This window comes from Micromonospora sp. CA-263727, assembly GCF_050942455.1.
In the GTDB taxonomy this organism is placed as follows: domain Bacteria; phylum Actinomycetota; class Actinomycetes; order Mycobacteriales; family Micromonosporaceae; genus Micromonospora.
In genome coordinates this window covers 5,320,279-5,334,794 of record NZ_CP192031.1, presented here as the reverse complement: position 1 = coordinate 5,334,794, position 14,516 = coordinate 5,320,279, and the positions used below count along the sequence as shown (strand labels likewise).

The following is a 14,516-nucleotide window of genomic DNA, read 5'->3' as shown; positions in this document are numbered from 1 at the left end:
CGAGGAGTGAGCTTGCGAGCCCCGCAGTCGGTAGCCGGAGGGATGACTGTGGCTGACGCGAGGAGTGAGCTTGCGAGCCCCGCAGTCGGTAGTCGAAAGGATGACCGTGGCTGACACAACGGGACGCACGGCGCGCGGGGACATGCTCGTCGACCTGCGTTCGGACACGGTGACCCGGCCCACCGCCGGGATGCGGGCGGCGATGGCCGGCGCCGAGGTCGGCGACGACGTGTACGGCGAGGATCCGACGGTCAACGCCCTGGAGGCCGAGGTCGCCGCGCTCTTCGGGCACGAGGCGGCGCTGTTCTGCCCGACCGGGTCGATGGCCAACCAGATCGCCCTGCAACTGCTGGTGCCGCCCGGCGCGGAGTTGCTCTGCGATGCCGACGCGCACGTGGTCACGTACGAGATGGGGGCTGCCGCCGCGTACGGCGGATTGACCTCGCGGACCTGGCCTGCGGTGGGCGCGGACATCGACCCCGACGTGGTCGCCGGCATGATCCGTCCCGACGGCTACTGGGCGGTGCCCACCCGGGCGATCGCCGTGGAGCAGACCCACAACCGTGGCGGTGGCGGGGTGATCCCCCTCGACGCGTTGCGCGCGCTGCGCCAGGTCGCGGACGCCGCGCAGGTGGCGTTGCACTGCGACGGTGCCCGGATCTGGCATGCGCACGTCGCCGACGCGGTGCCGTTGGCGACCTATGGCGCGCTCTTCGACACCCTGTCGGTCTGCCTCTCCAAGGGGCTCGGCGCGCCGGTCGGCTCGCTGGTCGTCGGCGCCGCCGACAAGATCGAGCGGGCCCGGGTGATCCGCAAGCGGATGGGCGGCGGGCTGCGCCAGGCCGGCATCCTGGCCGCCGCCGGACGGTACGCCCTCGCCCACCACGTCGACCGGCTCGCCGAGGATCACGCGAAGGCGGCCCGGCTGGGCGAGGCGATCGCCCCGTTCGGGGTGCTGGCCACGCCGGTGCGCACCAACCTGGTCCCGCTGGACCTGACCAAGGCGCCGCTGGACGCGCCCGCCCTCGCCGCCGCCGCCCGTGCCGAGGGCGTCCTGATTTCAGTCCTCGGCCCCCACACGGCCCGCCTGGTCACCCACCTGGACGTCACCGACGCCGCCGTGGACCGCGCCGCCACCACCCTCGCCCAGATCTTCCGCCGCTAACCCGCCCTGATCATGAGGTTGCCGGCGAAGATGATCTTCAAACCCCTCATGATCAACCAGGTGGTCAACGGAGAAAGGGGAGGAGGCGGCGGAGGGTGGTGATGTCGGCGGCGTGGCCTTCGTGGCGGTCGGTGGGGGTCTCCACCAGGATCGGGACGCCGGCGGTGGCGGGGTGACGCATCAACTCGGCGAAGGCCGGCTCGCCGATCATGCCCTTGCCGATGTTCTCGTGCCGGTCGCGGGTGGAGCCACAAAGGTCCTTCGAGTCGTTGGCGTGCACCAGCCGTAGCCGGTCCGCCCCGACGGTGGCCACCAGGGCGTCCAGGGTCTCGGTCATGCCCCCCTCGGCGGCCAGGTCGTGGCCGGCGGCCCAGGCGTGGCAGGTGTCGAAGCAGACGCCGAGCCACGGGTGCCGGTCCACCGCGTCGAGGTAGGGCCCGAGCTGCTCCACCCGGGAGGCCAGCGACCGGCCGCCGCCCGCGCTCGGCTCGACCAACAGCATCGGCCCGCCGTCGGTCGCGGCCGAGTCGAGCAGCGGCAGCAGGGACTCGCGTACCTGTCGCATCGCCGCCTCGGCGTGCCCGGCGTCCACCGCGCTGCCGGCGTGGAACACCACCCCGCGCGCACCGATCGCGGCGCCCCGGCGCAGCGCGTGGGCCAGGGTCTGTGCCGATCGTTCGACCGTCGCGGCGGTCGGGGAACCGAGGTTGACCAGCAGCGACGCGTGGATGTAGACGGCGATGTCCCGCTCGGCGCAGCCGTCGCGGAACAGCGCGTCCTGCGCCGGATCGCCGGCCGGCATGGCCCACCCGCGCGAGTTCCCGACGTAGACCTGCGCCACCTCGGAGCCGGCGGCGTCGAGGTAGGGCAGCGCGGCCTTCGCCAGCCCGCCCGAGGTGGGCGTGTGCGAGCCGACCGGCCGGTGACCGGGATCCGTGGCCGCCATCAGAAGCACCCGATGGTGACCTGGGTGCCGGGCGGGACCTGGGCGTTCTCCGGTGGGTTCTGGAACCGGGCGAAGGCCTCCGGGTTGAATTGCACCTGCACCGGGAAGCCCTGGCTCTCCAGCAGCTGCTTGGCCTGCTGGCAGGGCAGGTCGACGACCCGAGGCACGGTCACCTGCGGGGGACCCTCGCTGACCTCCAACCGGACCTGGGCGCCCTTCTCCACGCCGCTGCCGTCGGCCGGGCTCTGCCCGAGCACCTCGTCGCGGGGCTTGTCGGACTGCTTGTACGTCGGCTCGACCAGCACCAGGCCGAGCTGCGCGATCTGCGTGCGGGCCTCGTTGAGGTTCTTCCCGACCAGGTTCGGCACGGTGATCGGGGCCCGGCCCTTGCTCAGGATGACGGTGACCTTGTCGCCCGGCTTGACCTCCTTGCCCGCCTCCGGCTTGGTGGCTGCCACCACACCCTCCGGCAGGCCGTCGTCGTAGCGGGCGGTGCCCTTGACGACCTCCAACTGCGCGCTGGCCAGATCCGCCTCGGCCAGGTCGAACTCCTTGCCGACCACGTCGGGCATCGGGAACCGCTCCGGGCCCAGCGACAGGGTCAGGGTGATGGTGCCGCCCTTGAGGATCCGGCCGGCAGAGGCCGGCTCCTGCGCCAGTACGCCGTCACGCGGGACCTGCTCGTCGTAGCGCGGATCGGCGTACCGCAGGGTGAAGCCGCCCTGGGCGGCCTGTGCCTCCGCCTGGGCCTTGTTCATGCTCACCAGCTCCGGCGCGGTGGTGTACCGCCCCACCCCGACCCACCAGCCGCCGAGCGCGGCCACCAGGCCGAGCACCACCACGACCGCGGCGACGGCGAGCCGTCCGTTCGACTCGCCGAACAGCCGGGTACGCAGCGTGGCCAGTCGGGAGCGCAGGTCCTCGTCGCCGCCCGGGGGCGCCGCCCGGCGCCGGCCACGGCCGGGGGTGTCGGCCTCCGGCAGCCGGGCCCAGGCCGGCCGCTGGGACGGGCGGACCGCAGCCACCACCATCGTCGGCTCGGAGACCGCCGGGCCGTCGGCCACCGGGGACAGCATGGCGGTGTGGGCGTTCGGATTGCCGAGGCCGTCACGGGCCACCTGCACCTCGGCCAGGAGCGTGCCGGCGTCGGCGGGGCGGACCGCCGGATCCCGCCGGGTGGCCCGGGCGACCACGTCGTCGAGCGTCCTCGGCAGACCGGGCACCAGGGTCGACGGCGCGGGGACGTCCCGGTCGACGTGCTGCCAGGCGATGTCGATCGGCCGGTCGCCGTCGTACGGCACCCGGCCGGTGAGCATCTCGAAGAGCACGATGCCCGTCGAGTAGACGTCCGTACGGGCGTCGGCGCGGCCGTCGGTGACCAGCTCGGGGGCGACGTACGCCACGGTGGCCATCAACTGGTTGCCGCTGTCGTGGTCGGTGCTCGCCTCGACCGCCCGGGCCAGCCCGAAGTCGGTCACCTTGACCACGCTGTCGACCAGGTTGGCCGGCCCGGCGCTGGGCGCCTCGGCGACCAGCACGTTCTCCGGCTTGACGTCCCGGTGCACCAGCCCGGCCCGGTGGGCGGCGGCGATCGCGGCGAGCATCTGCTCGGTGATGGCCAGCGCCTCGTCCGGGTTGAGCCGGCGTCGCTCGGTCAGCACCTCGCGCAGGGTGCGCCCGCGCACGTACTCCATGACCAGGTACGGCATCCCGGCGTGGGTGCCCTGGTCGTAGACCGCGACCACGTTGGGGTGGGTGAGCCGGGCGATCATCTTGGCTTCGTCGGTGAACCGGTCGACGAAGCCGGCCAGCCCGGCCCGGCCAGCGGGGCCCTGGGTCGAATGAATGATCTTGACCGCCACGGTGCGTTCGAGCCGCTCGTCGGTGGCGGTGTACACGGTCGCCATGCCGCCACGGGCCACGCGACCGCGGATGCGGTAGCGCCCGTCTATCAGCGAGCCCAGCAACGTGTCGGCGACCTGTGTGTCCATCGGCAGGGAGTCTATGTGTCGGGGGCGGGGAGTTTGAACAGGATGCTACAGGCCGGGTGTGCGTCAGCGGGTCCACCGTGGCGATGGAATGACGGTATGCCCTGTTCAGTGCGGTTCTCACCGAGGCCGTTGACCCGGGGCCGGGGCGGCGTGGCAGGGTGATCGGGTGACCGACTCCGTACCCGCCGAGGGCACCGTGCCCGAGGCCGGCCCCGCCGACGCGGCGGGCTGGCTGACCTTGCCGGACGTCGCTGAGCGGCTTGACGTGCCGATCAGCAAGGTCCACCAGATGATCCGGGACCGGGAGCTGATCGCGGTACGCCGCGACGGCGTCCGTCGGATCCCGGCCGACCTGGTGGCCAACCACACCGTCATCAAGCACCTGCCCGGGGTGCTCACCCTGCTGGCCGACGCCGGCTACGACGACGAGGCGGCGCTGCGCTGGCTCTACGAGCCCGACGAGAGCCTGCCCGGCCGTACCCCCGCCGCCGCCCTCGCCGGCGACCAGGCCCGCGAGATCAAACGCCGTGCCCAAGCCCTCGGCTTCTAGCCCGCCCCGCCCCCCGCGCGTGCCGTGGTCAGTCGGTGCGGCGGGTGGCGGCGATGGCCAGGTCGACCAGGGCCTGGCGGGCCTCGGTGTCCAGGTCGACGGCGGTCAGCGCGGCGAGAGCGGCGTCGGTGAGGGTGACGATGCGTTGTTCCGTACGGGTCAGTGCGCCGGTGCCGTTGATCAGCTCCCGCAGCCGGGCCACCCCGGCCGCATCCAGGTCGGCGTCGCCGAGCCCGGCCAGCAGCAGCGCCCGGCCGGCCTCGTCGGCCGCCTCCAGCGCCGCCGCCACCAGGTAGGTCCGCTTGCCCTCGCGCAGGTCGTCGCCGGCCGGCTTGCCGGTCTGGGCGGGATCGCCGAAGACGCCCAGCACGTCGTCGCGCAGCTGGAACGCCTCGCCCAGCGGCAGCCCGTACGCCGAGTAGGCGATGCGTACGTCGGCGGGCGCTTCGGCCAGCGCCGCGCCGAGCAGCAGCGGCCGTTCCACGGTGTACTTCGCCGACTTGTACCGGGCGACCTTGCTGGCCCGTTCCAGCGAGGTGTCCCCGGTGGCCTGGGTCAGCACGTCGAGGTACTGCCCGACGGTGACCTCGGTGCGCATCTCGTCGAAATCCGGCCGGGCGCGGGCCACCGCCCGGGGATCGAGCCCGGCGGAGTGCAGAAGCTCGTCGGACCAGACCAGGCACAGGTCGCCCAGCAGGATGGCCGCGGCGTCGCCGAAGCCGTCCGGGTCCCCGCCCCACCCCGCGGTCCGGTGCCGGGCGGCGAACCGGCGGTGCACCGCCGGCTCGCCCCGCCGGGTGTCCGAGCGATCCATCAGGTCGTCGTGGATCAGCGCGCTGGCCTGCACGAACTCCAGCGCGGCGAGGGCGGTCACCACCGGGTCGGTGTCCACCCCGCCGGCGCCCCGGTATCCCCAGTAGGCGAAGGCCGGCCGTAGCCGCTTGCCGCCGCCCAGCACGAACGCCTCGATCGCCTCGGCGACCGGCGCCAGGGCGTCATCGACGCCGGCCATCCAGGCCCGGCGGCCGGCGAGGAAGTCGGACAGCGCCTTGTCGACCCGTTGGCGGAGGCTGGCGCGGTCGACGGGGGAGACGGGAGCAGCGTGGGTCACGTCCCGACGCTAGTAGGTCGGGACGCGACACGCTGACCCACCACCCACGTACCGGCGCGTCGTCGCCGTGCTGCTCACGGGCCGGATCGAGCACCTCGGTCAACCAGGCGCGCCAGAAGCGTCCGGGTCGGCGTCGCTGCCGTTCCCAGCGGGAGATCTCGTGCCGGCTCAGCGTGGGCACCCCGGCGGCCGCGCAGAGTTCGGCGGCGAGCCGGGACTGGCTCCAACCCCGGGCGCGTCGTAGCCGGGCCAGCAGCGGCCCGAACGGTGGCGGGGCGGGCGGGTACGGGGGCATCGGACCTCCGGGATTCGGCGCGGTGGTGGCGTGCCCGGGACCGGACCTGTCCGCCACCAGTCTTCTGCTGACCCCCGCGCGGCCCCCGGTGCGGTCCCGGCCGCACCCGCGCTGAGCACAGATCTACCCGGCGGGTACGACGATTTCCCGCGGCGGCGCGGCGTCCCCACCACTGGGAAGCCGCTGGGGGTACGCGGCCCGGGCCGCTAGAGTCGGTGCGTGGCGCTCGGTCTTCCCTCGGTCCTCCCGAATCCGCAACCGGCCATCGGGGAGCTGGTCCGTGACTGCCAGCCGACCTTCTCCTTCGAGTTCATGCCACCGAAGACGGCGCTGGGGGAGCGGCAGCTCTGGCAGGCCATCCGCGAGTTGGAGCCGTTGCGCCCCTCGTTCGTCTCGATCACCTACGGTGCCGGCGGGTCGACCCGGGACACCACGGTCGCGGTCACCGAGCGGGTCGCCACCGAGACCACCCTGCTGCCGATGGCCCACCTGACCGCGGTCAACCACTCCGTGGCCGAGCTGCGGCACGTGATCGGCCGGCTGGCCGGCGCCGGGGTGCGCAACGTGCTCGCGGTGCGGGGCGACCCGCCCGGTGATCCCACCGGCGAGTGGGTGCCGCACCCCGAGGGCGTGCACTACGCGGAGGACCTCGTCCGCCTGGTCCGCCGCTCCGGCGACTTCAGCGTCGGCGTGGCCGCCTTCCCGTACCGGCACCCGCGCTCCCCGGACGTCGCCACCGACACCGAGCACTTCGTCCGCAAGTGCCGGGCCGGCGCGGAGTTCGCGATCACCCAGATGTTCTTCGACGCCGACGAGTACCTCCGCCTGCGGGACCGGGTGGCCGCCGCCGGCTGCGACACCCCGATCCTGGCCGGAGTGATGCCGGTGACCCGGATCGGCACGATCGAGCGGTCGGTGCAGCTCACCGGGGCGCCGTTCCCGCCGGGGCTGGCCGCGCGGTTCGAGCGGGTCGCCGACGACCCGGACGCGGTCCGCCAGCTCGGTATCGAGCAGACCAGTGAGATGTGCCGGCGACTGCTCGACGAGGGGGTTCCGGGTATCCACTTCATCACCTTCAACCGGTCCACCGCGACTCGGGAGATCTGGCAGAACCTTCGGGTTGGCGCTGCGATGTGACACCGGCGTCGCGACACCTCAGCGCCGTCGGGTCGGTTGAACTGTGGTGGGCAGACAGCTGAACTGGAACGAGTACGCCACGGTGTGGGCCCGGCTGCACGGGGGCTTCGATCCCCGCGCCGCCACTCCCGTGGTACGCGGTTGGCTGCGCTTCTCGTACCACGTCGGGTTCCTGCTGGGCCGGCTGCGGGTCGGCCCGACTGCGGTGACGGTGGTCGGGGTGCTGCTCTGTCTCTGCGTACCGTTGCTCGCGGTGCGGCCGGGTGGCGGGCCGTTCCTCGGCGCCCTGTTCGTGCTGCTCGCCTCGGTGGCGGACAGCGTCGACGGGGCGGTGGCGGTGACCACCGGCCGGACGACCCGGCTCGGCTACGTCTACGACTCGCTGGCCGACCGGATCGGCGAGGCCGCATGGCTCGTGGCGTTCTGGCTGGTGGGCGCGCCGGGTGCGCTGGTCGCCGCGGGCGGCGCGCTGTCCTGGTTGCACGAGTACGTCCGGGCCCGGGCGGTCGCCGCAGGCATGCGGGAGATCGGCGCGGTGACCGTCGGGGAGCGGCCGACCCGGGTCTGCGTGGCCATCGGTGGCCTGTTGCTGGCCGGTCTGACCGGGCTGATCGAGTCGGATCTGGCCGCCGGCACCATCACCATGGCGACCGCGGTCTGGGTGCTGCTGGCCGCCTTCGGCCTGGGGCAACTGCTCTCCGCCGTCCGCCGGGCGTTGATCAACGTCGACTGACGCCCGCCCCGCACCGCCGTCCCGCCCGCCCCGCCGTCCCGCCCGCCGCGCCGCGCTGCCACCCGCCGCCGCGCTGCCGCCTGCTCGCCGCGCTGCCGCCTGCTTGCCCGCCGCGCCGCCGCCCACCCGCCGCGCCGCCCGCCCGTTGGGTGTTAAGAAGGGACCCTTCCTCTACCGCAGGCGTTAAAAGGGGGCCCTTCCTTACACCTGGCCGATCTCGTTGGCGACGATCTGGGCGGAGAGGGCCACCATCGGCAGGCCGCCGCCCGGATGGCTGGAGCCGCCGACCAGCCACAGGCCGTGCGCCGGACCACGGTTGGCCGGGCGGAGCAGGCCGCCGGCCGTGCCGTAGATCGCCCCGCCCGGCGTACCGGTCGCCGTCGCCAGGTCGGCGGGGCTGCGGATGTCGCGGAACACCAGCCGGTCACGGACGTCCAGGCCGCGTTCGGCCAGCACGTCGAGGATCCGGTCGGCGTACGCCTGGGCCAGCCCCGGCCGGTGCCAGTCGACCGCTCCCGGCGCGGTGCCGTGGCGGGCGGCGTTGACCAGCACGAACCACGCCTCGTGCCCGGTCGGGCGGAGCACCGGGTCGTCGGCGACGGTGACGAAAACCGTCGGGTCGGCCGCCGGACGGGCCCGTACCCCCCGCCCCGGGGCACCGAAGACGGCATCGAACTCGGCGTCGTAGTCGTAGGGGAAGAAGACGTTGTGGTGGGCCAGCCCGGAGTCGCCGCGTACGCCGAGCAGCAGCACGAAGCCGGCCAGGCTGCGGTCGGTGAGCCCGGCCAGCCGGCGCGGGTCGGGCAGCAGCTCCCGGTAGACGGTGAGCGCGTCCACGTTGGCCACCACCACGTCGGCGGGGACCGGGGCACGCTGGCCGGCGACGCGTACCCCGTGCACCCGGCCACCCGCGGCGTCGATCCTGGTGACCACGGCGCCGGTCTGCACCACCACGCCCAGGTCCAGGCAGCGCGACAGCAGCGCGTCGGCGAGGGTGCCCAGCCCGCCACGCAGGTACCAGCCGCCGAAGGCCAGTTCGGCGTAGGGGACCGCGACCAGCGCGGCCGGCGCGCGGCGCGGGTCGGCGCCGGTGTAGGTGGCGTAGCGGTCCAGCAGCATCCGCAGCCGCGGGTCGGACAGGTGGGCCCGACCCAACCCGCGCAGGCTCTGTCCGGGCCGGATGGCGGCCAGGTCACCCAGCCGCCAGGCCAGCCGGGCCAGGTCGCGGGGAGAGTCGACGCGGCGGCGCAGGATGTCGCGTTCGGCGGCCCGCCACACCCGGGCGGCGCGCCGCCACAGCCGCTGCCAGTCGGTGGCGGACCGGTCGCCGAGGGCCGCGCCGACCCGGGCGGTGAACTCCACCGGGTCGGCGCAGGAGTCGAGCACCGGGCCGTCGCCGGGGAAGACATGCCGCACGATCGGGTCCAGCGGCACCAGGTCGAGGTACTCGTCGAGTTTCGCCCCGGTCGCCTCGAACAGCTCGTGGAAGACCCCGGGCAGGGTGAGCAGGCTGGGTCCGGTGTCGAAATGGAACGAGCCCTCGGGGGTGTCGCGGGTGTGCCGGCCGAGCTTGCCGCCGACGGTGTCGGCCCGTTCGAGGACGGTCACCTGATGCCCGGTGACGGCCAGCCGGGCCGCGGCGGCCAACCCACCCACCCCGGCGCCGACGACCACGATCCGCGCCATGCCGCGTCCTCCACGCCTCAGTGCGGTGTGTCCAGCCGTTACCGGGCCGCCGCCGGGGATCCCGCCGCGACACCGCCAAGGTTGCTGGACACCGCACTAGCTGATCGGACGGCCGCGCCAGGACAGGCGTCGCCGCTTGCGTAGATGGTACGACCGGAGGGTCAGCCAACCGAGGACCGTGACCGACACGGGGTGGCCCAGCGCGTCGGGCCAGGCGCGCCCTCCGGTGGCCCGGGCGCTGACCACCCGCCCGGCCACCCCCAGCAGGTACGCCAGTCCGGCCGCCCCGGCCACCGCCGGCGCGCCGGCGAGCAGCGCGGCGACGGCGACCAGCGGGGGCGCGGTGTAGAGCAGGAGCAGCAGGGTCACCACCAGGGCGGCGTTGACCGGGTGCCCGAACGAGGCCCAGAGCGACTTGGTGTAGCCGTCGCGCAGCTGCGGCCAGTCCTCGTACATCTGGCAGCTGGCCAGCCGGGAGCCGTCGACCAGGGTGATCCGGCCGGCGGCGCGTTTCACCGCCCGGGCCAGCTCGATGTCCTCCAGCACCCGGTCGGCGACCGCCGCGTGCCCCCCGGCCCGCAGGTAGCCGGCCCGGTCCACGACCAGGAACTGCCCGCCGGCCGCGGCCAGCGACGGCCGCGGTGAGCGTTCCATCGCGCGCAGCGGCAGGAAGGTCAGCCACAGCCACTGCAACAACGGTTGCACCAGCCGGTCGGCCGCGGTCCGCACCACGATCCGGGGGTACGGCGACAGCAGCGTCGCCCCGGCGGAGCGCAGCTCGGTCACCGCCGCCGCCACGGCGTACGGGCCGAGCACCACGTCGGCGTCGACGAAGACCAGCGCGGTGGCCGACGGGTCGGCGCGGGTGGCCAGCTGCCAGCAGGCGTAGGGCTTGCCCAGCCAGCCCGGTGGCGGGGCGGCGCCGGTGAGCAGGGTGACCCGCGGGTCGCCGGCCGCCACCGCGCGGACCACGTCGGCGGTGCCGTCGGCGGAGCCGTCGTCGAGCACCACGACGCGCAACCCGGGCACGCCGCGCTGGGCGAGCAGGGCCCGCAGGCACGGGGTGACCCGGGCGGCCTCGTCGCGCAGCGGCAGCAGCACCGCCACCGGCTCGGTGACCTCGGCCGGCCCCTCGGCCGGGCGGCGCAGCCACCGGCCGGCGTTGACCACCGTGTGCCCGGTCAGCGCGGCGACGGCGAGGAGCAGGACGAGGGCAGCGGTCATGTCATGCCGCGACGCCGGCCCGGGATCGGGATGACCCGACGTCGGTTCCCCGTGACCGGCGGCTGCGTAGCAGCGTCACCGCCAGCGGCACCGCGACCAGCCCCATGCCGGCCGCGCCCCAGAGCGCCGAGGCGGGCAGGTCGAGGAAGACCGCGTGGGCCAGCACGCTGGAGCCGTACGTCCACAGGTAGAGGGCGTACATCGGGTGGTCGCCGGCGTCGGTGGCGGCCACGACGGGCCCGGCGAGCGGGCGCAGCGCGGTCATCACCAGCACCGCGAACAGCAGCCAGCCCAGGTAGTTGCTGACCGGGACGCCGGGCAGGCCGGGCAGCGCCGGCGCCGGATCTCGCCACGCCCAGTGGCCCTCGGCCACCATCTGCGGGTCGAGGAAGAGGTCCCAGGCGGCCAGCCCGACCGCGGCCAGCGCGATCCGGCCCGGCCACCGCCACCGGCCGGTGCGGGTGCCGGTGAGCCGGGTCGCCACCAGCCAGGCCGGCCAGGCCATCCAGGTCCAGGCCAGCGGGATGACCAGCGGCACCCCGGCGAGCTTGGGGCCGAGCTGACCGGAGTAGTCGTAGCCGCCGAACGGGAAACCGGTGGCCACCCCGAGCGCCTCGATGGCGAACCCGCCACCGGTGACCACCGTGACCAGCGTCATCGCCGTACGCGGTCCCCGGCTGGCCAGCGCGTGGCCGACCGAGAGCAGGTAGCCGAGCGCGACGGTGGCCACGGTCAGCCGGGCCCGGGTCGGCCCGCCGGTCAGCGGATAACAGATCTGGGCCAGCACCAGCAGGGCCAGCACCGCCCAGGCGTAACTCCGGGCCAGCCTGTTCATGACCGGTCGGCGGGCTCGGGTACGGGTGGTGGGCCCGGTGCCGGCAGGGGCAGGTCCCGGCCGAGCACTCCGAACGGGCGTTCGTCGCCGGGGAAGCGGAAGTCGCGCAGCACGTCGACGAAGCCGAACCGGCGGTACAGCCGCCAGGCGCGCGAGGCGCGCTCGTCGGCCTCGGGCGTGGACAGCAGCGTGGTCGTGCCCTCGGCCATGGTGAGCAGGGCGCGCAGTTGCCCGGCGCCCAGGCCGTGCCCCTGGGCCGGTGGCCGTACGTGCAGTTCGACCACCTCGAAGCAGTTGGTCAGCCAGCGCTGCCGGGTGGCCGGATCCAGTGCCCGCCAGACCTGGTCGTGCCACCACTGGCCGGGCCCGCCGACGTAGCCGTAGCCGAAACCGGCCAGGTGGCCCTCGCTGGTCAGGCTGGCGACGGCGCGGAAGCCGGGCCGGCGGACGTGGGTGGCGATGTAGCCGCGACGGGCATCCAGCAGGTCGGCACGGTAGCCCATCGCCTCGCCGTAGACGGCCACCACGTCGTCCAGCCGCCGGAGGAGATCGTCCGGTGTCCACCGCACCAACCTCATGCCCGCCCACCCTTCGCCGGATCGCCGTCGACGACCCACCCCAGTACCGTCCGGTCACCGATCACGTCACGCACCTCGAACCGGGCGAAGAGTTCCTCCGCGTACCACCGCTCGGTCGGGGTCCGGGTGATCGCGGCCCGGTGCTCCGGGTGACGGTACGCGAACGCGACCAGGTCCGTCGGGTCACGCCACACGCTCACCGTGCCCTGCCAGCCGAGCGGGGCCTCGCCGACGCCGAAGCGGGCCAGCAGGCCCGGGGCGGTGTGCAGGGCGGCGGCGACCGGCGGGACCGCCCGCCAGAAGGTGAGGGCCCGGGCCGGTCGCAGCCGGGCCCGGGTCAGGGCCAGCACCGGGCCGGCGACCGGGCCGCCCGCGGGAGCGCCGAACGGTCGCCGCCGGGACCACGCGCCCCGGCTGGTCACCGGCCGCAGGTCGAGCCGGACGCCGGACCGGGCGATGCCGGACCAGGCCCGCCCCACCGGTGAGCCGGCGAACCGGGTGGCCGCGGCGGGGGAGTCCCACACCGTCAGCACCGCCCAGCGGGTCGGGTCGGCGTCGCCCGGCCCGAAGCCGGTGCCGGTCCCGGTGCCGAGCAGTTTGCCGAACCGTACGCCGGGCAGGGCGCGCAGCCGGCGTGGATCGAGCGCCATCCGGGCCAGCGCCCGGGGCAGGGCGGTCCGGGGGATCCGCCACACGTGCAGGGTGACCAGATCCGGGACGGTCTCCGGCTCGTTCACGCCACGTCGGTCGCGGTGCCGCCGGTGACCCGCAGCAGTTCGGCGTACGTGGTGGGGAAGACGGCCTGCGGCACGCCGCCGGCGGCCCAGATCTCGTCGTACTTCTCCAGGGCGGTGTCCACCAGCGTGCGTAGCGGGCGCGGGTGGCCCACCGGAGCGACCCCGCCGATCACCTGCCCGGTGTGCTCCTTGACGAACTGCGGGGTGGCCCGGCGCAGCCGGGCGATGCCGAGCCGCGCGGCCAGGCCGGCGGTGTCCACCCGGTGCGCGCCGGAGGTGAGCACCAGCAGCGGCGCACCGTCGGCGTCGAAGACGAGCGAGTTGGCGATGGCGCCGACGTCGATGCCGAGCGCCTCGGCGGCGGCCGCGGCGGTGTGCACCGCGTCGGGCAGCAGGCGGACCACGGTGGGCGTGCCGGCGCCGTCCCGGGCGTCGGCGCCGTCGAGCGCGTCCTGCACCGCCCGTACGTTCGGGTGTGACTGCATGCCGCCATTCTTCCCGGTACGCGGGCGACCGGCGCAGCCGGCCACGCCACGTGACGCCGGTATGCAGTCGGTCTCGGGTGTCGGCGCGTCACACGTTGCGTTTTCGTCGGTGGGAGGGTGTACTGTCAGCAGCAGTTAGAACGAGTGTTCGATTGCCTCGAACGTTCGTTCCAACCCCCTCGGGGGCGGTGTTTCGCGGCACCGGCCCTCAGGAGGTGCGGTGCCGCGGACCGCACCGGGGCTCCGGGCAGTCGCGAGTCCGGACCCATCAGGCAGGCACGTCGCCCGCCGCCCAACGACCCCCGGGCGGCGGGCGACGGACCCGCCGGTACGCCGGCCGGGTGTGGTGTGGGGAAGCTCCACACCCGGCCGGCCACCCACCTGGTGCGTCTTCCTCCGCACCGCCCGCTGCGGGTGTCCCGCGTCGAGGCGATCCGCCTCTGCCGCGTGGCCCATCCGTCCAGCACACCTGGAGGAGGAGACCATGCCGACCAGCCCGGCCCAGGCGCCGACGGTGCCCGCGCACGTGTTGCCGCACCGCACTCCCGCCCAGCTGCTCGTGGTGGCCCGGCACGGGCTCGCCGAGGCGGCCCGGACCGGCCCCGACGGCCTCCGGTACGCCACCGCCCACCTCGCGGCCCTGCGGGCCGCCGCCGCGGTGCTCGCCGCCCGCGCCCGTCCCGCCCCCACCCGACGTAACCGGATCACCAACGTCTGGGTCCTGCTCGCCGGTGTCGCCCCCGAGCTCGACGAGTGGGCCAGCTACTTCGCCATCGGAGCCGGCAAGCGGGCCGCCGCCGAGGCCGGCATACCCCGGGTGGTCACCGCCCGGGAGGCCGACGACCTGCTCCGCGCCGCCGAGGAGTTCGTGGCGGTGGTGGAGTCCGCGCTCGGCCTGGCACACCAGCCGGCGATCGACGGTCTCGTGGCCTGAGTCGTGGCGTCCGGCCACCACCGGCGGGATCCAGGGTGGCCGGACGCCGCCCCGCCAGGCGTCACGTCCTTTTCTGATCCACGACCCTTTGAACCACGACAGCACCATC

The 14,516-nt window shown here is 74.6% G+C and carries 15 protein-coding genes; 5 read left to right on the top strand and 10 right to left on the bottom strand.

What is annotated here, in order from left to right; translation table 11 throughout:
* The first annotated feature begins 142 nt into the window (after positions 1-142).
* Entirely contained in the window at positions 143-1,165 is a 1,023-nt protein-coding gene (locus ACQPYA_RS23255) for a threonine aldolase family protein (protein WP_433533580.1), read from the top strand.
* A gap of 64 nt (positions 1,166-1,229) precedes the next feature.
* On the opposite strand, the gene ACQPYA_RS23250 is transcribed toward ACQPYA_RS23255, so the two are convergent.
* On the bottom strand, positions 1,230-2,111 hold the full coding sequence (locus ACQPYA_RS23250) for a deoxyribonuclease IV (protein ID WP_433529213.1): 882 nt from the start codon (positions 2,109-2,111) through the stop codon (positions 1,230-1,232).
* Entirely contained in the window at positions 2,111-4,102 is a 1,992-nt protein-coding gene (pknB, locus tag ACQPYA_RS23245) for a Stk1 family PASTA domain-containing Ser/Thr kinase (protein ID WP_433529212.1), read from the bottom strand. Before pknB ends, ACQPYA_RS23250 begins: the two co-directional genes overlap by 1 nt.
* Positions 4,103-4,268: 166 nt before the next feature.
* On the opposite strand from pknB, the gene ACQPYA_RS23240 reads away from it, so the two are divergent.
* Positions 4,269-4,652, top strand: a complete 384-nt coding sequence (locus ACQPYA_RS23240) for an Rv2175c family DNA-binding protein (RefSeq protein ID WP_433529211.1) — start codon at positions 4,269-4,271, stop codon at positions 4,650-4,652.
* A 28-nt stretch (positions 4,653-4,680) separates the two neighbouring features.
* On the opposite strand, the gene ACQPYA_RS23235 is transcribed toward ACQPYA_RS23240, so the two are convergent.
* The gene (locus ACQPYA_RS23235) at positions 4,681-5,763 is read right to left on the bottom strand and encodes a polyprenyl synthetase family protein (protein ID WP_433529210.1); all 1,083 of its coding nucleotides are present in this window, start codon (positions 5,761-5,763) and stop codon (positions 4,681-4,683) included.
* Positions 5,648-6,058 (bottom strand): helix-turn-helix domain-containing protein, encoded by a 411-nt coding sequence (locus ACQPYA_RS23230; RefSeq protein ID WP_433529209.1) that lies wholly within the window; start codon positions 6,056-6,058, stop codon positions 5,648-5,650. Before ACQPYA_RS23230 ends, ACQPYA_RS23235 begins: the two co-directional genes overlap by 116 nt.
* Before the next feature lie 219 nt (positions 6,059-6,277).
* Between ACQPYA_RS23230 and metF the strand changes: the two genes are divergently transcribed.
* Together metF and ACQPYA_RS23220 are read left to right on the top strand one after the other, a co-directional pair.
* Positions 6,278-7,195 (top strand): methylenetetrahydrofolate reductase [NAD(P)H], encoded by a 918-nt coding sequence (metF, locus tag ACQPYA_RS23225; RefSeq protein WP_433529208.1) that lies wholly within the window; start codon positions 6,278-6,280, stop codon positions 7,193-7,195.
* 43 nt (positions 7,196-7,238) lie between these two features.
* Positions 7,239-7,928: a CDP-alcohol phosphatidyltransferase family protein gene (locus ACQPYA_RS23220; protein WP_433529207.1), complete on the top strand. Its 690-nt coding sequence runs from the start codon at positions 7,239-7,241 to the stop codon at positions 7,926-7,928.
* Positions 7,929-8,129: 201 nt separating this feature from the next.
* Here the strand turns inward: ACQPYA_RS23220 and ACQPYA_RS23215 are convergent, their stop codons facing one another.
* From ACQPYA_RS23215 to ACQPYA_RS23190, 6 genes are all read right to left on the bottom strand, one after another.
* Positions 8,130-9,614 (bottom strand): phytoene desaturase family protein, encoded by a 1,485-nt coding sequence (locus tag ACQPYA_RS23215; RefSeq protein ID WP_433529206.1) that lies wholly within the window; start codon positions 9,612-9,614, stop codon positions 8,130-8,132.
* A 96-nt stretch (positions 9,615-9,710) separates the two neighbouring features.
* Positions 9,711-10,838, bottom strand: a complete 1,128-nt coding sequence (locus ACQPYA_RS23210) for a glycosyltransferase (protein ID WP_433529205.1) — start codon at positions 10,836-10,838, stop codon at positions 9,711-9,713.
* 1 nt (position 10,839) lies between these two features.
* Positions 10,840-11,673, bottom strand: a complete 834-nt coding sequence (locus ACQPYA_RS23205) for a carotenoid biosynthesis protein (protein WP_433529204.1) — start codon at positions 11,671-11,673, stop codon at positions 10,840-10,842.
* Positions 11,670-12,251, bottom strand: a complete 582-nt coding sequence (locus tag ACQPYA_RS23200) for a GNAT family N-acetyltransferase (protein WP_433529203.1) — start codon at positions 12,249-12,251, stop codon at positions 11,670-11,672. The genes ACQPYA_RS23205 and ACQPYA_RS23200 overlap by 4 nt, the downstream gene beginning before the upstream one ends.
* Positions 12,248-12,988: a monooxygenase gene (locus tag ACQPYA_RS23195; protein WP_433529202.1), complete on the bottom strand. Its 741-nt coding sequence runs from the start codon at positions 12,986-12,988 to the stop codon at positions 12,248-12,250. Before ACQPYA_RS23195 ends, ACQPYA_RS23200 begins: the two co-directional genes overlap by 4 nt.
* Positions 12,985-13,473 carry a YbaK/EbsC family protein gene (locus ACQPYA_RS23190; protein ID WP_433529201.1) on the bottom strand — a complete coding sequence of 163 codons (489 nt, stop codon included), beginning with the start codon at positions 13,471-13,473 and terminating at the stop codon, positions 12,985-12,987. Before ACQPYA_RS23190 ends, ACQPYA_RS23195 begins: the two co-directional genes overlap by 4 nt.
* Before the next feature lie 484 nt (positions 13,474-13,957).
* Between ACQPYA_RS23190 and ACQPYA_RS23185 the strand changes: the two genes are divergently transcribed.
* A complete protein-coding gene (locus ACQPYA_RS23185; RefSeq protein ID WP_433529200.1) occupies positions 13,958-14,407 on the top strand; it encodes an SAV_6107 family HEPN domain-containing protein in 450 nt (149 codons plus the stop codon).
* The last annotated feature ends 109 nt before the right edge of the window (positions 14,408-14,516 follow it).

What these genes read in the sequence shown, in the direction of transcription:
- ACQPYA_RS23255 (WP_433533580.1), top strand. Translation starts at nt 143, where the DNA reads ATGCTCGTCGACCTGCGTTCGGACACGGTGACCCGGCCCACCGCCGGG.
- ACQPYA_RS23250 (WP_433529213.1), bottom strand. Translation starts at nt 2,111, where the DNA reads ATGGCGGCCACGGATCCCGGTCACCGGCCGGTCGGCTCGCACACGCCC.
- pknB (WP_433529212.1), bottom strand. Translation starts at nt 4,102, where the DNA reads ATGGACACACAGGTCGCCGACACGTTGCTGGGCTCGCTGATAGACGGG.
- ACQPYA_RS23230 (WP_433529209.1), bottom strand. Translation starts at nt 6,058, where the DNA reads ATGCCCCCGTACCCGCCCGCCCCGCCACCGTTCGGGCCGCTGCTGGCC.
- ACQPYA_RS23215 (WP_433529206.1), bottom strand. Translation starts at nt 9,614, where the DNA reads ATGGCGCGGATCGTGGTCGTCGGCGCCGGGGTGGGTGGGTTGGCCGCC.
- ACQPYA_RS23210 (WP_433529205.1), bottom strand. Translation starts at nt 10,838, where the DNA reads ATGACCGCTGCCCTCGTCCTGCTCCTCGCCGTCGCCGCGCTGACCGGG.
- ACQPYA_RS23205 (WP_433529204.1), bottom strand. Translation starts at nt 11,673, where the DNA reads ATGAACAGGCTGGCCCGGAGTTACGCCTGGGCGGTGCTGGCCCTGCTG.
- ACQPYA_RS23200 (WP_433529203.1), bottom strand. Translation starts at nt 12,251, where the DNA reads ATGAGGTTGGTGCGGTGGACACCGGACGATCTCCTCCGGCGGCTGGAC.
- ACQPYA_RS23190 (WP_433529201.1), bottom strand. Translation starts at nt 13,473, where the DNA reads ATGCAGTCACACCCGAACGTACGGGCGGTGCAGGACGCGCTCGACGGC.
- ACQPYA_RS23185 (WP_433529200.1), top strand. Translation starts at nt 13,958, where the DNA reads ATGCCGACCAGCCCGGCCCAGGCGCCGACGGTGCCCGCGCACGTGTTG.